Raw genomic sequence first — 17062 nt, forward strand, 5'->3', positions numbered from 1 at the left:
TGCCACCGTGGAACTGGCTTTGCCAGGCCACCGGTGGCGTCCCCCTTCCAGGGGGAAGGCGCGAAGCGCCCCAGGGGGTAGCCTAGTTCTCGGCCACTTGGCCTGCGTCGATGGTGATGCGCCGCTCGCAGCGCGCGGCAATGCCGCGGTCGTGCGTGACCAGCACCAGCGTCGTGCCCTGCTCGCGGTTGAGCTCGAACATGAGCTGCATGATGGTCTCGCCGGTCGCAAAGTCCAGGCTGCCTGTGGGCTCGTCGGCCAGAAGCACCGCCGGGTGCACGACGAAGGCCCGCGCCAGGGCCACGCGCTGCTGCTCGCCGCCCGAGAGCACCTTGGGGTAATGGCCGAGGCGCTGGCCCAGGCCCACGCGGGCCAGCATGTCGGCCGCGGCCTTGCGCGCATCGCGGCGATTGGCCAGCTCCAGCGGCAGCATCACGTTCTCCAGCGCGGTGAGGTTGCCCATGAGCTGGAAGCTCTGGAACACGAAGCCCACCTTCTGCGCGCGCAGCGCAGCGCGCTCGTCCTCGTCGATGGCAAAGAGGTCATGGCCGTCCAGGCGCACCGTGCCGCGCGTGGGCGTATCGAGCCCGGCGATGATGGACAAGAGCGTGCTCTTGCCCGAGCCCGAGGCGCCCACGATGGCCGCAGTTTCCCTTGGCGCCAGGCGGAAATCGATATCCCGCAGAATGTCCAGCGTACCGGTCGAATCCGTGACCGACTTGAAGACATGCTCGACGGCAATAATGGGGGTCACGGGCGATGGGGAAGATTCGGACATGAAAGGTTCTTTGCTTTGATTCGACATCTGCAGTATCGGCGCCACTTTATCCTCTCGGCAGGCATCCTGGGTTTGGCAGGGGTTTGTGCCCCTGCCGCCTGGGCCCAGGCGGCAGCATCTTCCGCGCCAGGCGCGCCTGCCATTCTGGTGCTGGGCGATTCGCTGAGCGCCGAGTACGGCCTGGCACGCGGCGCGGGCTGGGTGGCCCTGCTGGAAAAGCGGCTGCAGGAGGAGAAGATCGGGCGCCGGGTGGTCAATGCCAGCGTGAGCGGCGAGACCACCTCGGGCGGGCGATCACGCCTGGCCGCCCTGCTGACCCAGCACAAGCCCGCCGTGGTGGTGATCGAGCTCGGCGGCAATGACGCGCTGCGCGGCCTGCCGCTCAAGAACACCGAAGAAAATCTGACGGCCATGACCGATGCGGCGCTCAAGGCCGGGGCCAAGGTCTTGCTGGTGGGGATGCAGGTGCCGCCGAACTATGGCACCGACTACGCGAACCGGTTTGCCGGGCTGTTCACCACCGTGGCCCAGGCCAAAAAAGTGGCCGTGGTGCCGTTTTTTCTCAAGGGCGTGGCCGATGGCCCGGACCCTACCCGCCTGTTCCAGGCGGACCGCATTCATCCGCGTGCAGAGGCGCACCCGCAGATGCTGGCCAATGTGTGGCCAGAGCTGAAAAAGCTGCTGCGCTGAACGCCGTGCCCTGGGACCCGCCTGCGGCCATTGCGGCGCGGCAGGGTGCCGGACACGGAGGGCTAAGGCTCAGCCGCCTTGTGCGCCCGAGGGCTGGTTGGCGCCTGGAGCGCCGTCGCCATTGCCACCGGCAGGCTGGTCACCCTGTGGGTCATCCGGCCTGCGCTGGGTTTTGGAACGCAGCTTCTCTTCTTTTTTTTGCTTTTTGGCGAGCTCGCGCTGGCGCTTTTCGTATCCGTAGTTGGGTGTTGCCAAGGTGTTTGCTTCCTGAAGTAGAGGCCCACTGTAACAGCTAGGCCCCTGTTTGCCGACATACCCCGCGCCCGTCAGGCGGCGGCAAAGGCCTGCTGCAAGGACTGCAGCAGGTCCTGGCGCAGGTCCTCCACCGCCTCCAGCCCGATGGAAAACCGCACCAGCGTCCCGGGCTTCAGATGGGCCGCCGGCCGGCTGCGCATGCGTGCCAGGTCGTAGGGCACCACCAGGCTCATGGGCCCGCCCCAGCTGTAACCCAGCTTGAACAGGCGCAAGCCGTCGCAGAAAGCATCGACCTGGTCCTGGCCGAAGCGCGCATCGATCACCACGCTGAACAGGCCCGCCGCCGCGCCCTCACCACCATAAGCGGCGCCGCACAGCCCCTTCCAGTGGTCATGGCCCGGCGCACCGGCCAACGCCGGGTGCAGCACCTGCGCGATGGCGGGCTGGCTCTGCATCCACAAGGCCAGTGAGCGCGCCGCCGCATCGTGCGCGCGGTAGCGCAGGCCGATGCTGGGCAGCGAGCGCAGCACCGCCTCGGCATCGTTGCCCCCCACGCCCAGGCCCAGGCGCATGTGGGTGAGCTTGAGCTTCATGTGCAGCGCTTCGTCGCGCGTGACGATGCTGCCCATGAGCACATCGCCGCCGCCACTGGGGTACTTGGTGAGGGCATGGGCGGAGATGTCCACGCCCAGGCTGCCGTCGCCCAGCAGGTCGAAGGGCGCGAACGCCAGGCCCGCCCCCCAGGTGTTGTCCAGCGCGGTGGTCACGCCACGCGCGCGGCAGATGCGCACCTGCTCGCACAGGTCAGGGAATTCCATGGTGACCGAGCCGGCGGCTTCGAGCCAGACCAGGCGGGTGGCCGGCGTGATGCGCGCGGCCAGATCGGCCGGATCGAGCGGGTCGTAGACCGCATGCGTGATGCCGAAGCGGCGCAGCTCGCCGTGGATCAGGTCCTTGCTCGGGCCATAGACATTGTCGGGGATCAGCAGCTCATCGCCCGGTTTGAGCAAGGCCAGCGCCACGTTGGCAATCGCCGCCAGGCCGCTCGGGACCAGCAGGCACTGCAGCCCCCCTTCCAGCGCGCACAGGCGCTCTTCGAGGATGAAGGTGGTGGGGGTGCCATGCAGGCCGTAGGTGTAGCCGCTCTTGTCTTTCCATTCGCGGCTGCGCATGGCGGCGACATTGGGGAAGATCACGGTCGAGGCCTTGTAGACCGGGGTCTGGGGGGCCTGGAATCCCGTGGGTGGAAGGTAGTCGTGGTGGACGAGGCGGGAGGCGATGTCGGTGGCATGGTCTTGCATGCCGCCAATGGTAGCGCGCCGCACAAGGGTCACCTTGTGCGGCGCGGCCCCTTTGCCATGGCCCCTGTTCGGGGGCAGGCAAAGGCCAGGGCATGGCCGATGGCTTGCATTGCACGCATCACTTGCATGGGCGGTCTTCGAATGCCAGTCCTCGCAATGAAGATGAAGGAGGCAGCCTGCTCGCTGCCCGACTGGCGTGTCGCAAGTCCATCCCTGCCCGGTGCGCGTGGGGTCCGGTATCTATACAGTCCCGGGGCCCGGTGCAAGCCGTCAGGTACGGCGGTGCCTTAGCTCGGTGTCACGGTCAACTGGTTGTTGACCGAGGTCACGCCCTTGACGGCGCTGGCGATCGTCTGGGCACGCTCCTTGGCGGCCGGGGTGGTGGCAGGGCCATTGAGCGTCACGGAACCATTCACGGTGTCCACATCGATCTTGATGGCGCTCAGGTCAGGGTCCTTGGCCAAGCCGGCGGATACCTGGGCGGTGATGGTGGCGTCATCGACCTTTTCCATGGCGGTCTGCGAACCTTGCTCCATCTTGTTGCCGGCGCTTTGCATGGCGGCCTCGGCCTTGATGCGGGCATCGGTGGCAGCCTGCTCGGTGCGGCCAACGGCCGAGTCCAGCCGCTGGCCGACGGTGGCATCTTCGTTCTTGCTGCAAGCAGCCAGGCCCAGCGCCAGGGCGCTGACGGCCAGTACGCTGGCAATGCGGTGGGTGGAACGCAGTGCGGTCTGTGCGGTATTCATGGGAAAACTCCTTGCGGGTTGAAACATGCTTCGTACTTTAGGCACACCGACGGGCGCACAGGGTCGGATAGCTCCGAAGTGGCTGTAGGACGTCAGGCAGCACACCCGATGCGCGCGACAATCGAGGCATGCCGTCCTTGCAATCCCTGTCCCGCTGGTTTCCGTTTCTCGCCTGGCCCCGCCCCGACCGCCACCTCCTCAAGGGCGAGTTCTCCGCCGGCATGACCGTGGGGCTGATGCTGGTGCCGCAGGGCGTGGCCTATGCAGCCCTGGCCGGCATGCCGCTGGTCACCGGCATCTACGCCTCGCTGATCCCGGCCCTGGTCGCCGTGCTGTTCAGCTCCTCCACCCGGCTGGGCGTGGGGCCCACGGCGCTCACCAGCCTGCTGATCGGTGCCTCCCTCACCGGGCTGGCCGAGCCCGGCAGCGCGCAGTGGGTGGCCCTGGCGGCCTGGATGGCCCTGCTCTCGGGCCTGCTGCAACTGGTGATGGGGGTGGCCCGCTTTGGCTGGCTGCTCAACCTGGTGACCTCCCCGGTGCTCAGCGGCTTCACCCAGGCGGCGGCGCTGCTGATTCTGGCGTCGCAGCTGCGCGCCTTCACCGGCCTGCGCTCGGACCTCGGGGCCCTGTGGTCCACCCCGTCGCTGGGCCATTTCGACCTGGTCGCCGCAGCTTTCGGCCTGGGCAGCCTCGCCATCCTGGTCCTGGCGCGGCGCTGGCGCCCGAACTTTCCGGCCGCCATCCTGGTCGTGGGCGCGGCTGGGGCACTGAGCTGGGCGCTCGGCTATGCCGATGGCGGCGGCTCGGTCGTGGGCACGCTGCCCGAGGGACTGCCCTCGCCGTACTGGCCGGGGCTGCTGTCCTGGTCGCAGTTTTCCGCTCTGGTGATGCCGGTGCTGGTGATCACGCTGGTGAGCTTTCTCGAAACCGCCTCCAGCGCCAAGGTGGAGAGCCAGCGCTCGGGCGAGCGCTGGAACGAGAACCAGGACCTGATCGGCCAGGGCCTGGCCAAGATCAGCAGCGGCCTGTGCGGCAGCTTCGCCACCAGCGCCTCGTTCTCGCGCTCGGCCATCAACCTGTACGCGGGCGCGCGCACCGGCTGGGCCACGCTGTTCGCCATCGCCCTGGTGCTGGTGGTGCTGCTGTGGCTCACGCCGGCGCTCTACCACGTGCCGCAGTCGGTGCTGGCCGCCGTGGTGATCACGGCGGTGACCAGCCTCATCAAGCCCGCTACCTTGCTGCGCCTGTGGCGCATCTCGCGCGTCGAGGCCGTGATGGCCGGCGTGACCTTTGCGCTGACGCTGGCCACCGCGCCGCGCATGTACTGGGGCGTGCTGGTGGGGCTGGTGATGAACCTGAGCCACTTTTTGTACCAGCGCCTGCACCCGCGCATCATCGAAGTGGGCCTGCACCCCGATGGCAGCCTGCGCGACCGCCACCTGTGGCACCTGCCGCCCCTGGCCCCGCGGCTGCTGGCGCTGCGCATGGACGCGGAGCTGGATTTCGGCTCGGCCAGCGCCTTGGACCGGTACGTGACGGACCATCTGATCGCCCATCCCGACATCGTCCACCTGTGCCTGATGGCGCTGCCCATCAACCGCATCGACATCACCGGGGTGGAAACCTTTGCCGCCCTCAAGGCGCTGATGCAGGCCCGCGGCGGCACGCTGCACGTGAGCGGCATGAAGCTGCCCGTGGACCAGGTGCTGCGCCGGGCCGGTTTGCTCGGGGACGGCCCGGGCCTGCGCATGTACCGCACCGACGCGGAAGCCCTGCTGGCCCTGCAGCAAATACCTGCCGAGCCGGCACCACCCCCAGCGGCGCCCGCGGGCCCCTCCTGAAACCCTTACACCCTATCCGTGACCATCTGAAATCCCTATCCGCTGCTACACTCAATGAACTCTGCCTAATCCATTTGTGTCTGACTCTGCGGCCTCTCATCTCGTAGACCTGCGCGATCTGCGCCTGGACATTGCACATGCGCTCGTGGCGCAGGCGGTCGGCAGCGAAGCGTCCCTGCAACGCGAAGCACCGTCGCGCTACCTCCAGGGCCTGATCGACGGTCTGTGCGAGCTCTCCCTCAAGGACCCCCTCACCGGGCTGGCCAACCGTCGGCATTTCCGCGCCGTGCTCGAACGCGAGATCGACCGTGTGACGCGCTCCGGCGAAGCGGCCCTGCTGCTGATGCTGGACATCGACCACTTCAAGGCGGTCAACGACACCCACGGCCACCTGGCCGGTGACGTGGTGCTGCAGTCGGTGGCGCGCACCCTGAGCGCCTGCGTGCGCCCCATGGACACCCTGGCACGCTACGGCGGCGAGGAGTTCGCCGTGGTGCTGCCCGCCTGCCAGGCCGCCTTCGGCAAGGTAGTGGCCGAGCGCATCCGCCGCGCCGTGGCCAACACCCCTGTCAGAATCTCGCCCTCCGTGGAACTGAATGTCACGGTGAGCGTCGGCGGGGCCTTCGCCCTGCAATGGATCCGCTCGACCACCCTGCTGTGGACCGACCGGGCCGACCACCAGCTCTACCAGGCCAAATCGTCGGGCCGCAACCGGGTGAGCATCGAAGAGCAGCCCGACAGCACCGTCAGTGCCGAAGAAAAGAGCCTGTTGTTCGGCCCGCTGTACACCCCCTCGGGCTGGGGCGACCTGCCCCCGCTGGACCCAACAGGCAGCGCCAACTGAAAGTTAGAAGATGAGCGACGCGCTGTCCCCCCACCCACCTCCTCCGACGCCCCACCCTCGCCCGGCCGCCCACCCGGCGCGGCAGCCACCGGTGCGCGCATCATTGCCATCACCAGCGGCAAGGGCGGCGTGGGCAAGACCTTCGTGTCGGCCAACCTCGCAGCGGCGCTCACGCGGCGCGGCCAGCGCGTGCTGGTGCTCGATGCCGACCTGGGCCTGGCCAACCTGGACGTGGTGCTCAACCTGCACCCCAAGATCACCCTGCACGACGTGTTCACCGGCAAGGCCCTGCTCGAGGACGCCGTGATCCAGGCGCCCGGCGGCTTCTCGGTGCTGCTGGCCGGCTCGGGCATGGTGGAGTACTCGCGCCTTACACCCGAGGTGCGCAACCAGTTCCTGAACGTGATCCAGGCGCTGGCGCCCACCTTCGATGTGATCCTGCTGGACACAGGCGCCGGCATCTCGGACGTGGTGCTGTTCTCGATTTCGCTGGCCTCCGAGGTGCTGATCGTGGCCACGCCCGAACCCACCTCCCTGACCGATGCCTATGCCGCCATCAAGGTGCTGGCCATGCAGCAAAAGCGCCAGCATGTGCGCATGGTGATCAACCAGGCCGCGCGCCCGGGCGACGGCCGTGCCATCACCAGCCAGTTGCAGCAGGTGCTGGACCGCTTCGTCAGCACCGAGTCGGGCCGGGCCGTGCGCCTGATCCATATGGGCGACATCCCGGCCGACCCATCGGTGCGCGACGCCGTGATGCGCCGCCAGCTGCTGCTGCTCAACACGCCGGGCTGCCCGGCCTCGCTGGCCATTGCCCAACTGGCCAACAAGATCGAGACCACGCTGCTGGTACCCACGGTCTGACCGGTACGGCGGGCAGCCGTCGCGCCGCCGCGCCGCCACGCGACAATCAGTGCCCGCCCGCCAGGAGAATGGTGCCTGGCGGACCACTTCTTTTCCCATTCCGTGTGAACCACAGGCCATCGCCGTGAACGACGTCCTCAACATTTCCTGCTACCAATTCGTGCCGCTGCCCGATGCGCATGCGCTGCGCGACCTGCTGCACGAGCGCGCCAGCGCAGCGCAGCTCAAGGGCACGATCCTGCTGGCTGAGGAAGGCATCAACTTTTTTCTGGCCGGCACGGCCGAGGCCGTGCGCGGCTTCGTCGACGCCCTGCGCGCCGATGCGCGCTTTGCCGACCTGGCCCCCAAGGAGAGCTGGTCGGACACGGTGCCGTTTCGCAAGATGCTGGTCAAGGTCAAGCGCGAGATCATCCGCATGGACCACCCCACCATCCAGCCCTCCACAGGCCGCGCCCCGGCGGTGACGCCGGCCACGCTGCACCGCTGGCTGGCCCAGGGCCATGACGACGAGGGCCGCGAGGTGGTGACGCTCGATACCCGCAACGCCTTCGAGGTGGACGAGGGCACGTTCGACAACGCCATCGACTGGCGCATCGACAAGTTCACCGAGTTCCCGCAGGCCCTGCGCGCACACAAGGCCGAACTGGCCGACAAGACCGTGGTGAGCTTCTGCACGGGCGGCATCCGCTGCGAGAAGGCGGCCATCCTGATGCGCGAGGAAGGCCTCGATCACGTCTACCAGCTCGAAGGCGGCATCCTCAAGTACTTCGAGGAGACCGATGGCGCCCACTACCATGGCGGCTGCTTCGTCTTCGACGAGCGCCGGGTGCTGGCCGCGGACCTCTCCACCGATACGCCTCCCAAGGCCTGAGCGGCGCCCCGCCCTGCCCTCAGTCCGCGCGGAAGCGGTGCTCCGGCAGGGGAATGAACTCCGTTTCGCCCGGCACCACCTTCATGCGGCCCGCCTCCCAGTCCCCGGCGGCCTGGACGATGCGCTCCTTGCGGCTGGAGACGAAGTTCCACCACATATGGCGCGGGCCATCGAGTGCATCGCCGCCGATGACCATCAGGCGCACCGCACTGGCGCCGGCCTGCAGCCGCACAGGCACCGCAGTAGCCGCAGTAGCCGCAGGCAGCACCGCCAGGGTATGGTCGGCCAGCGGCTCGCCATCGAGCAGCAGCTCGGCATCCACCGGGTAGAGCGCCATCTCCTGCGCCAGGGCCGCCGGCAGCTCCAGCACGCCGCCCGCAGGCAACTGCACGTCCAGGTACAGCGTGGGCGCATAGGTGGCCACCGGCGAGGTCTGGCCAAAGGCGGTGCCGATCAGCACGCGCACCACGGCATCACCCACCTGCACCTCGGGAATCGCCGCGGCCGGCGTGTGCACGAAGGAGGCATCGACCTCCTCGGCCGCCACCGGCAGGGCGGCCCACAGCTGGATGCCATGGTTCACGTAGGTCGTGTCCGCCAGCGATTCGGGGCGGCGCTCGGAGTGCACGATGCCGTTGCCGGCCGTCATCCAGTTGATGGCGCCGGGCTCGATCTGCTGCACATAGCCCAGGTTGTCGCGGTGCATGATGGCGCCGGAGAACAGGTAGGTCACCGTGGCCAGGCCGATGTGCGGATGGGGCCGCACGTCATGCGCCGCACCGGGCACCACCGACACCGGACCGAAGTGGTCGAAGAAGATGAACGGCCCGACCGAGCGGCACTGCACGGCCGGCAGCAGGCGACGCACGGTGAAGCCGCCGCCCAGGTCCTTGGCATGGCCGGACAGGCGCAGGGCGGCGCTCATGGACGTGCTCCAGCGGCGCAGGCGCGAAGGCGATGGCATCGTGGCATGGTGAGCTCCTGTGATCGTGGGGTTGGTGTCAGTCTTGATGGAATCGGGCCGCCAGCTCGGCCACCCGCTGTCCCAGCACACGCGCGGTGTCCAGGTCGCCCGGGGCCATCTCGCCGGCCGAAGCGTCCGATGGCGACTGCGCCATGGCGCCACTGTAGGCGCCCAGCCAGTTCACGTCGTTGCGCGTGGCGGCCTTGGAGTTCGATGGCAGCACACCGGCCCCCACCCACAGGCCACCATGCTGCATGGCCAAGTGGAACAGGTAGTCGAGCGTGATCTGCTTGTCGCCATTGGTGGCGGCACTGTTGGTGAAGCCGGCGAACAGCTTGTTCTTCCAGGCCTGGCTGAACCAGGGCTTGGACGATGCGTCGGCAAAGCGCTTGAATTGCCAACTGGGCCCGGCCATGTAGGTGGGCGAGCCGAAGATGATGGCGCTGGCGGCGGCCAGGGTTTCCCAGCCGCCTTCGGGCAGGCTGCCGTCCGCATCGATGGCGATCAGCTCCGCACCCGCGCCATCGGCCACGGCCTGGGCCATGCGCTGGGTGTGGCCATAGCCCGAGTGGTAGACGACGGCGATGTGCGGCATGCGGCGTTTCCTTGCAAGGTTAAAACGCCATCATGCCGCAGGATGGTGGGGTCAGCGCGAAGAGCGGCGCGCGTCCACGCTCCAGCCACCGGCGCCAAAGGCCGCCAGGGCCAGCAGGCCGCCGGTCACGCCCACGTTCTTGAAGAACATCAGCTGCTGCATCATCTGCTTGTCGGCCGGCAGGGCCCAGTAAGCATGGAAGAAAAAGCTCGCCACCAGCGTGAAGAACGCCAGGGCCAGTGCGGCGAAGCGGGTACCGAAGCCGAAGACCAGCGCCAGGCCGCCCAGCACTTCCACGGCGGCGGCCAGGCCTGCCGCCACGGTGGGCATGGGCAGGCCCACGGAGGCGATGTAGCCCACGGTGCCGGCAAAGCCGGTGAGCTTGCTGATGCCGGCAGGCAGGAACAGGGCGGCCAGCAGCAGGCGCGAAGCCAGGGCCAGGGGGTTTTGCAGGGAATTGAACATGGTGGACTCCTTCAGGTGACAGGTAAATAAGAAAACTACGGTGGACGGAAAAAACAGGTCAGGGGGCCAGGTCGAACACCAGCACCTCGGCATCGCGGCCATCGGTCAGCGCCAGTGCGGATCCCTTCTCGATCAGTGCAGCATCGCCAGCCGACAGCGCATGGCCATTGACCTGTAGCGTGCCGCGCACCAGGTGTACGTAGGTCTTGCGCGCCGGGTCGAGCGCCAGGCTGGCCGACTCGCTACCGTCGAACAGGCCCGCGTAGAGCGTGGCATCGGCATGCACCGTGACGGAGCCCTCGGCCCCGTCGGGTGAAGCCACCCGCCGCAGCGTGCCGCGCTTTTCGGCATCGGTAAAGGCCTTTTGCTCATAGCCGGGGGCAATACCCTGCACGTCGGGCAGCAGCCAGATCTGCAGGAAATGCGTGGTCTGGCCCTGTGCATGGTTGAACTCGCTGTGCTGCACGCCCGTGCCGGCGCTCATGCGCTGCACGTCGCCGGGCGGGATGCCCTTGATGTTGCCCATGCTGTCCTTGTGGGCCAGTTCGCCCGACAGCACGTAGCTGATGATCTCCATGTCGCGGTGGCCATGGGTGCCAAAGCCCATGCCCGGGGCGATGCGGTCTTCGTTGATCACGCGCAGGTTGCCAAAGCCCATGTGCTCGGGATCGTGGTAACCCGCGAACGAGAAGCTGTGGTGCGAATGCAGCCAGCCATGGTCGGCGTAGCCGCGGTCTTGGGATTTGCGAACAGTCAGCATGGTGTGTACCCCTTTCAAGACTCAACTGTAGGCCTGCGCGCCCCTGGTCGGGCGCTGGCATATTGATGGCATGATTCAAAAAAATTGAATTAACATGCCACCACCATGCAAAACCCCCGCGACGTGCTGACCCCCGACAGCCTGGCCATGCTGCAGGTGATCGCCGAGGCCGGCAGCTTTGCGGCCGCAGCGCGCCAGCTCGGCCTGGTGCCCAGCGCTCTGACCTACCGCGTGCGCCAGATCGAGGATGCGCTGGACGTGCTGCTGTTTGACCGCAGCGCACGCCAGGCCCGCCCCACCGAGGCCGGCGTGGAGCTGCTGCGCGAGGGCGCGCGGCTGCTGCAGGACATCGACGCCGTGGCCCACCGCGTGCGCCGTGTGGCCACGGGCTGGGAGCCGCAGTTCACGATCTCGGTCGATGGCGCCATCTCGCCGCACACCATGATGGAGCTGGTGGATGCCTTCTATGCCATGGCCCCCCCCACCCGGCTGAAGCTGCGCGACGGCATCATGACCGGCACGCTGGAGGCCCTGACCTCGGGCCGGGCCGACCTGGCCATCGGCGTCACCATCGCGGGCTCCAGCGTGGCGGGCCTGCAGCAGGCCACCCTGGGCGACCTGCTGTTTATCTACGTGGTGGCACCGCACCATGCACTGGCCTCGGTGCCCGAGCCCATCACCGACGCCACCTTGCTGCAGCACCGTGCCGTGGCGGTGGCCGACTCGGCCCTGCGCGGCGGCGCCACCATGGGCCTGCTGGGCGGGCAGGACGTGCTCACGGTGGACACCATGCAGGCCAAGGTGCGCGCCCAGTTGCGCGGCCTGGGCGGGGGCTTTCTGCCCGAACCCATGGTGCGCCCCTACCTCGAAGCCGGGCGGCTGGTGGCGCGCAAGGTGGCGCGGCCCGAACGCCGCGTGCCCATCCACTACGCCTGGGGCGGCCCGGGCTTCACCGCACCCGGCCGCGCGCTGCAGTGGTGGCTCAACCAGCTGCAAAGCCCGGCCACGCGGCGCGCACTGCTGGAAAACCACCATCATTTCTGATGCGCAGCCCTGTGCGGGGCGTGTAGAGTGGTCGGTGTCGGAGTTTTCCAGCCAACCGTTCCCGAAAGGCCTCCCATGAGCAAACCTGTTTCTCGCCCTGCCAAACGGCCCCGACGCCCTGCACCCAGCCCTGCTGCCGCGGCGACCACGACGACAAGCCCCTCCCCCCGCAAACCCGCCGGCAGTGCCAAGGCACCCCGGCACTTCGCCATCATCGGTGCCGGCATGGCCGGCATCGCCTGTGCCCGCACCCTGGTACAGGCCGGCCACCAGGTCACCATCTTCGAAAAATCCTCCGCCGCCGGCGGACGCACCACCACGATCGACTCGCCCTTTGGCGGCTTCGACGCAGGCGTGCAGTATTTCACCGTGCGCGATGCGCGCTTTGCGCGCGCCATCGACACCGTGCCCGGCGTGTGCAAGCGCTGGAGCGCCAATTCCGTGCGCGTGCTGGATGCTGCCGGCCGCGTGACCGCCGCCGGCCTGCCCACGCGCGAAGCGCACTGGGTCGCCAGCCCCGGCATGCAATCGCTGGTGGCGGCCTGGGCCGCACCGCTGGCCCAGGCTGGCCGGCTGATCACCGACACCCGCGTCACGCGCATCGAGCACGACGCCCTGAATGCCCCCGGCTGGCAACTGCGCACCGAAGGGCCTGACGGCGGCCACCACGTGTACGCGGGCTTCGACGCCGTGCTGCTGGCCCAGCCGGCCACGCCCGCGCAGGCCCTGCTGTCCACCTCGGCCATCGACAGCAGCCTGTCCAAGGCCCTGTCCAGTGTCGCCATCGCCCCCTGCTGGACGCTGATGCTGGCCTACCCGCAGGCCGTGCGCCCGGGCCTGACCACGCTGGGCCCGCAGTGGAATGCCGCGCGCAGCACGCACCACCGCATCGCCTGGCTGGCACGCGAATCCTCCAAGCCTGGCCGCCCCAGCGTGGAGCGCTGGACCGTGCAGGCCAGCCCCGCCTGGTCGGCCGAGCACCTCGAAGACGATGCCGAGCGCGTGCAGGCCAAGCTGATCAAGGCCTTTGCCGAGGTGACCGGCATCCGCGCCGAGCCCGCGTACGCCCAGACCCAGCGCTGGCGCTATGCCCAGACCACGCACCCTCTGGGCCGCAGCCACCTGTGGGATGCGCAGCTCGGCCTCGGTGCCTGCGGCGACTGGTGCCTGGGCCACCGCCTGGAAGATGCCTTCGTGTCCGGACTGGAGCTGGCACTCGCCGTGGCATGAAAGGAGGCGAGGACGCTGTGCAGGGCCCCGGGTCCGGCTACATCGGCCGCTTTGCGCCGTCGCCGACAGGGCCCCTGCATGCGGGCTCGCTGGTGGCCGCCCTGGCCAGCTGGCTCGACGCCCGCGCCTTCAACGGCGGGCAGGGCGGCCGCTGGCTGGTGCGCATCGAGGATGTCGACACCCCGCGCTGCATTCCTGGCGCAGGCGAGATCATCCTGCAGCAGCTGGCCGCCTGTGGGCTGGTGCCCGACGAGCCGCCGCTGTGGCAGTCCGCACGCGGCGCCGCCTACCAGCAGGCACTGGACCAGTTGGTGGCCGAAGGCGCGGCCTACCCCTGCGCCTGCTCGCGCAAGGACATCGAAGAAGCCCAGCTTGCGCTCGGCCACGCGCGCGAGCGGCATGCGGCCCTGCCCTATCCTGGCACCTGCCGCCATGGCCTGCAGGGGCGAGACAGCCGGTCCTGGCGCTTTCGCGTGCCCGCAGGTCTGCCCCCGACGGCATGGACCGACCGGCGCCTGGGCGCCCAGCAGCAGGATGTGGCCGCGGACATCGGTGATTTCGTGCTGCGCCGTGCCGACGGCCTCTGGGCCTACCAGTTGGCGGTGGTGGTCGATGACGCAGCCCAGGGCATCACCCACATCGTGCGCGGCGAGGACCTGGCCGACAACACCCCGCGCCAGATCCTGCTGCAGCGTGCGCTCGGGGTGCCCACGCCGCAGTACCTGCATACCCCTCTGGTCCGCGGTGACAATGGCGAAAAGCTGTCCAAGCAGAACGGCGCCCAGGCGCTGGACCTCGGCGACCCCCTGCGGGCGCTGGAGCAGGCTGCACGGGCCCTGGGGCTGCCTGCGCTGGCACATCCGCACAACACTTGCACCGGGGATGCGCTGGCGCAATGGGCTGCGGCGTGGTTCAGAAACTACAATGGCCTATCGTGACCGAACTGCCATCCCTTTCCCCCGCCCCCGACAGCGCGGCACCCGCCGCCGGCGCGCCTGCCACCAGCAGTGCTGCGCCCGCTGGCGTCGCCTACCCCAAGACCATCAAGAGCTTCGTGCGCCGTGCCGGGCGCACCACCACGGGCCAGGCCAAGGCCTTCGAGGACCTGGGCCCGCGCTTCGTGCTGCCCTACGCCGCTGCTGCGCTCGATGCCACTGCCGCCTTTGGCCGCACGGCCCCGCTGATCCTGGAGATCGGCTTCGGCATGGGCGAAGCCACGGCCCACATCGCACGCGTGCGCCCCGATGACAATTTCCTGTGCTGCGAAGTGCATGAGCCGGGCGTGGGGGCCCTGCTCAAGCGCATCGGCGAACAGGAGATCGGCAACATCCGCATCCTGCAGCACGATGCCGTGGAAGTCATCGACCACATGCTGGCACCGGCCAGCCTCGATGGCGTGCACATCTTTTTCCCCGACCCCTGGCACAAGACCAAGCACAACAAGCGCCGGCTGATCCAGTCGCCGCTGGTGGCCAAGCTGGTCGCCCGGCTCAAGCCCGGCGGTTACCTGCACTGCGCCACCGACTGGGAGCCTTACGCCCAGCAGATGCTGGAAGTGCTCGGCGCCGAGCCCCAGCTGGCCAATACCGCCAGCGGCTTCGCGCCGCAGCCGGACTACCGCCCACTGACCAAGTTCGAGAACCGCGGCCTGCGCCTCGGGCATGGTGTCTGGGACATCGTGTTCGTACGGCGCAACTAGAAGACCGCGCCCCACCCACCGGACCGCCACCATCCCGCCTATGAAGCCCATCCTGCAACACCTGGTTGAAATGACCGGCCACCGTGATCACTTGCGGCTGGAGGTGTCGGTGCTGTCCACCCTGCAAAAACTCAGCGGCATCAAGGCGGTCCGGGCGCTGGAGCTGTTCACCGACAAGGGTGTGGCCCATGTGCGACCCCGTACCTGGGTGGAGGAGGGGCAACTGGTCTCCACCGACTCCGAGGCCGCGGCCGACCCGCGGCGCGAGCTGCTGGAGCAGTACCCCGAGCTGTGCGAGTGCGTGAAGAGCCAGGGCGACAGCGCCCTGACCCACCGCCCCGGGCGCCACACGCTGTGGCTGCCGGTCTGGATGCACGAGAAGGTCAGCACCTGCCTGGAGGTCACGCAGTCTCGGCCCTTCTCGGCCCACAAGCTCGAAGTGATCAAGGGCGTGTTCCTGGTCTACCAGAACTACCAGAACCTGCTGGACTACAGCGAGCGCGACGCGCTCACCGGCCTGTTCAACCGCAAGACCTTCGACGAGCAGTTCTCGCGCAACGCCGCCAGCGGCCTGAGCAGCACCCGCCCGCAGGGCGCCGAAGCGCTGGTCAACGAGGAAGTGACCGCCGAAAGCGAGCCGACGCAGAACTGGCTGGCCGTGGTGGACATCGACCACTTCAAGCTGGTCAATGACCGCTTCGGCCACCTCTACGGCGATGAGGTGCTGATCCTGATCGCCAACATCCTGCGCAGCTCGTTCCGCTCGCACGACCGCATTTTCCGCTTCGGCGGCGAGGAGTTCGTGGTGCTGCTGCGCAACATCACGCTGGCACGCGCCCACAAGGTCTTCAACCGCTTCCGCGAGACCGTGCAGGAGTACGATTTTCCGCAGGTGGGCCGGGTGACGGTCAGCCTGGGCTTCGTGGGCACCTCGCGCGGCTCGCCGGTCGAAATCCTGGGCCAGGCCGACCAGGCGCTCTACTACGCCAAGGAGCACGGCCGCAACCAGGTGTGCTTCTACGAAGACCTGGTCGCAGGCGGACACCTCACGGCCAAGGTCGCCAACGACGACGTCGAACTGTTCTGACCGCCCTGCGGCCAGTGCCGGCCGCGTTCAGCGGCTGAACGCCTTGCCCAGCGCGGCCAGCAGTTCCTTGCGCGATTGATCGCGCGCCACCGGATGGCCACCCACATGCACGCCCTGCCCCGGGTACACCCCGTTGGGCACATCGGTGCGCAGGCGCAAGGGCACGGTGCCATCGAAGCCATGGTAGGCGCCTTCGTAGGCCACCACCCGCACCTCGCGGCTGCCCGGGATATCGCCGCGTGCTGTGCCGCGTGGCGCGGCCAAGGCCTGGCATGGTGCGGCTGGCGTCCAGTCGTCGGCCTTGCCGACCAGCATCAGCGTATCGGCGGCCGGCCGGTAGCCGCCGCGCAGGTCGGAACCGCAACCCGGGTAAAAGGCCACGGACAGGCGCGGCAGCACCTTGGCAGCGGCGACGTCGGCATGGCGCAGGTTGCTGGCAGCCAGCACGGCACTGCCGCCGTGCGACCAACCCAGCAGCGCCAGTCGCTGGCCGTCCACGCCGGGCTGGGTGGCCAGCCACTGCAGGGCGGCCAGGGCGTCGCGCCGCCGGTCGTTCTGGTTGATCTTGCGCGTGCCGATGCGCTGCGTACACAGCTCCTTTTCGCCACGCGGTGTCAAGGAATCCACCGCCAGCGCATGCCAACCCTGCTCGTTGAGCAGGGCCGCATATTCGCGCATGCGTTCGGCCGGCTGGCCGCGCCGGTTGAGCATGCCGCCGCAGCCGTGCAACAGCACCACGGCGGGCAGGGGCTTGGCGGCAACCTCCTTGCCGGCCACCGGGGCCAGCGCCGCAGGCGGGCGGTACCACCAGGCCTGCAGGGTCACCACCGCATCGGAGTCACCGGCAGGCGCCTGGAACTGCACGCGCTCGACGGCGTCCGGCCCCTGCACTTGCGCCCGGGCCGGTGCCAGCCACAGAAGACCGATGAGTCCCAGGGCGCCCGCACGCAAGGCGGGCGATACGGCGATGGTGGTCAGCACGGTCCGGCCCATTCGGTGCGCCTGCTGTCCGTGCCTGGGCTCGGCCC

18 protein-coding genes and 1 pseudogene are annotated in these 17062 nt (G+C 68.6%); 10 read left to right on the top strand and 9 right to left on the bottom strand.

Features of this window, described 5'->3' with window-relative positions:
- Nucleotides 1-82: 82 nt before the first annotated feature.
- Complete coding sequence (locus tag AC0IZS_RS29870; protein ID WP_322596399.1) at nt 83-778, bottom strand: ABC transporter ATP-binding protein; 696 nt, start codon at nt 776-778, stop codon at nt 83-85.
- Between the two features lie 15 nt (nt 779-793).
- Between AC0IZS_RS29870 and AC0IZS_RS29875 the strand changes: the two genes are divergently transcribed.
- Nucleotides 794-1468, top strand: coding sequence for an arylesterase (locus AC0IZS_RS29875; protein WP_471638992.1), 675 nt, complete (start codon nt 794-796; stop codon nt 1466-1468).
- A 69-nt stretch (nt 1469-1537) separates the two neighbouring features.
- On the opposite strand, the gene AC0IZS_RS29880 is transcribed toward AC0IZS_RS29875, so the two are convergent.
- From AC0IZS_RS29880 to AC0IZS_RS29890, 3 genes are all read right to left on the bottom strand, one after another.
- Entirely contained in the window at nt 1538-1723 is a 186-nt protein-coding gene (locus tag AC0IZS_RS29880) for a hypothetical protein (protein ID WP_471638993.1), read from the bottom strand.
- Between the two features lie 71 nt (nt 1724-1794).
- Nucleotides 1795-3024, bottom strand: a complete 1230-nt coding sequence (locus AC0IZS_RS29885) for a PLP-dependent transferase (RefSeq protein ID WP_471638994.1) — start codon at nt 3022-3024, stop codon at nt 1795-1797.
- Between the two features lie 287 nt (nt 3025-3311).
- Nucleotides 3312-3770 carry a BON domain-containing protein gene (locus AC0IZS_RS29890; protein ID WP_471638995.1) on the bottom strand — a complete coding sequence of 153 codons (459 nt, stop codon included), beginning with the start codon at nt 3768-3770 and terminating at the stop codon, nt 3312-3314.
- Nucleotides 3771-3898: 128 nt separating this feature from the next.
- Between AC0IZS_RS29890 and AC0IZS_RS29895 the strand changes: the two genes are divergently transcribed.
- The 4 genes and pseudogenes from AC0IZS_RS29895 (at nt 3899) to AC0IZS_RS29910 (ending at nt 8190) form a co-directional block, all read left to right on the top strand.
- The gene (locus AC0IZS_RS29895) at nt 3899-5611 is read left to right on the top strand and encodes a SulP family inorganic anion transporter (RefSeq protein ID WP_471638996.1); all 1713 of its coding nucleotides are present in this window, start codon (nt 3899-3901) and stop codon (nt 5609-5611) included.
- Nucleotides 5612-5687: 76 nt separating this feature from the next.
- Complete coding sequence (locus AC0IZS_RS29900) at nt 5688-6455, top strand: GGDEF domain-containing protein (RefSeq protein ID WP_007859307.1); 768 nt, start codon at nt 5688-5690, stop codon at nt 6453-6455.
- A gap of 10 nt (nt 6456-6465) precedes the next feature.
- Nucleotides 6466-7319: pseudogene (locus AC0IZS_RS29905) on the top strand (MinD/ParA family protein).
- Nucleotides 7320-7443: 124 nt separating this feature from the next.
- Nucleotides 7444-8190 carry a sulfurtransferase gene (locus AC0IZS_RS29910; protein ID WP_471638997.1) on the top strand — a complete coding sequence of 249 codons (747 nt, stop codon included), beginning with the start codon at nt 7444-7446 and terminating at the stop codon, nt 8188-8190.
- 19 nt (nt 8191-8209) lie between these two features.
- Here AC0IZS_RS29910 and AC0IZS_RS29915 read toward each other — a convergent pair whose 3' ends face one another.
- The 4 genes from AC0IZS_RS29915 to AC0IZS_RS29930 all read right to left on the bottom strand — a co-directional run bounded on the left by AC0IZS_RS29915 (nt 8210) and on the right by AC0IZS_RS29930 (nt 10974).
- Nucleotides 8210-9115: a pirin family protein gene (locus AC0IZS_RS29915; RefSeq protein ID WP_471638998.1), complete on the bottom strand. Its 906-nt coding sequence runs from the start codon at nt 9113-9115 to the stop codon at nt 8210-8212.
- A gap of 76 nt (nt 9116-9191) precedes the next feature.
- The gene (locus AC0IZS_RS29920; protein WP_471638999.1) at nt 9192-9749 is read right to left on the bottom strand and encodes a flavodoxin family protein; all 558 of its coding nucleotides are present in this window, start codon (nt 9747-9749) and stop codon (nt 9192-9194) included.
- A gap of 51 nt (nt 9750-9800) precedes the next feature.
- Nucleotides 9801-10214, bottom strand: coding sequence for a DoxX family protein (locus tag AC0IZS_RS29925; protein ID WP_471639000.1), 414 nt, complete (start codon nt 10212-10214; stop codon nt 9801-9803).
- A 58-nt stretch (nt 10215-10272) separates the two neighbouring features.
- A complete protein-coding gene (locus AC0IZS_RS29930; protein ID WP_471639001.1) occupies nt 10273-10974 on the bottom strand; it encodes a pirin family protein in 702 nt (233 codons plus the stop codon).
- A 105-nt stretch (nt 10975-11079) separates the two neighbouring features.
- Between AC0IZS_RS29930 and AC0IZS_RS29935 the strand changes: the two genes are divergently transcribed.
- The 5 genes from AC0IZS_RS29935 to AC0IZS_RS29955 all read left to right on the top strand — a co-directional run bounded on the left by AC0IZS_RS29935 (nt 11080) and on the right by AC0IZS_RS29955 (nt 16034).
- A complete protein-coding gene (locus AC0IZS_RS29935) occupies nt 11080-12018 on the top strand; it encodes a LysR family transcriptional regulator (RefSeq protein WP_471639002.1) in 939 nt (312 codons plus the stop codon).
- Nucleotides 12019-12093: 75 nt separating this feature from the next.
- Entirely contained in the window at nt 12094-13248 is a 1155-nt protein-coding gene (locus tag AC0IZS_RS29940) for an NAD(P)/FAD-dependent oxidoreductase (protein WP_471639003.1), read from the top strand.
- Entirely contained in the window at nt 13245-14186 is a 942-nt protein-coding gene (gluQRS, locus tag AC0IZS_RS29945; RefSeq protein ID WP_471639004.1) for a tRNA glutamyl-Q(34) synthetase GluQRS, read from the top strand. The genes AC0IZS_RS29940 and gluQRS overlap by 4 nt, the downstream gene beginning before the upstream one ends.
- Entirely contained in the window at nt 14144-14947 is an 804-nt protein-coding gene (gene trmB / locus AC0IZS_RS29950; RefSeq protein WP_471639005.1) for a tRNA (guanosine(46)-N7)-methyltransferase TrmB, read from the top strand. The genes gluQRS and trmB overlap by 43 nt, the downstream gene beginning before the upstream one ends.
- A gap of 40 nt (nt 14948-14987) precedes the next feature.
- A complete protein-coding gene (locus AC0IZS_RS29955) occupies nt 14988-16034 on the top strand; it encodes a GGDEF domain-containing protein (protein WP_322596383.1) in 1047 nt (348 codons plus the stop codon).
- 27 nt (nt 16035-16061) lie between these two features.
- Here the strand turns inward: AC0IZS_RS29955 and AC0IZS_RS29960 are convergent, their stop codons facing one another.
- A complete protein-coding gene (locus AC0IZS_RS29960) occupies nt 16062-17015 on the bottom strand; it encodes a dienelactone hydrolase family protein (RefSeq protein WP_471639006.1) in 954 nt (317 codons plus the stop codon).
- Nucleotides 17016-17062 lie beyond the last annotated feature (47 nt).

Source organism: Acidovorax sp. AC410 (assembly GCF_979253235.1).